Below are 351 nucleotides of genomic sequence, written 5' to 3'. Positions count from 1 at the left end.
ACGGGCAACTTCGCCGACAAGAATGCCGGCAACGGCAAGACCGTCAACGTAGCGGGCGTGCTCACCGGTGCGGACGCCGGCAACTATACGCTCACCACCAACGCGACTACGGCCGCCGATATCTACAAGGTGGTCCTGAACCTCGACGGCACGCGTGTCTATGATGGCGGCACGGTTGCCTCGGCCGGGATGTTCGGCAGCGCCGGCGTGATCGCCGGTGTCGCCGGCGAGAGCCTCATTCTCAGTGGCCAGGGCGTGTTGGGTAGCAAGAACGTGGCGACCGATCGCCCGCTGGCCGGCCTCGGCTCGCTGGCACTGAATGACGACGGCGCAGGCCTTGCCTCCAACTAC

1 protein-coding gene is annotated in these 351 nt (G+C 66.1%); it reads left to right on the top strand.

All coding sequences use genetic code 11. The annotated features are described in order from the left end of the window. The coding region (locus tag CBX98_RS26385) for a YDG domain-containing protein (RefSeq protein WP_197710258.1) at positions 1-351 on the top strand (351 nt) is incomplete at both ends.

The sequence above is a fragment of the Vibrio sp. T9 genome (genome assembly GCF_003123985.1).
Taxonomy (GTDB): domain Bacteria; phylum Pseudomonadota; class Gammaproteobacteria; order Enterobacterales; family Vibrionaceae; genus Vibrio; species Vibrio diabolicus.
Note: the sequence above shows the minus strand (reverse complement) of the source record. Positions and strands in the feature narration are given on the sequence as shown.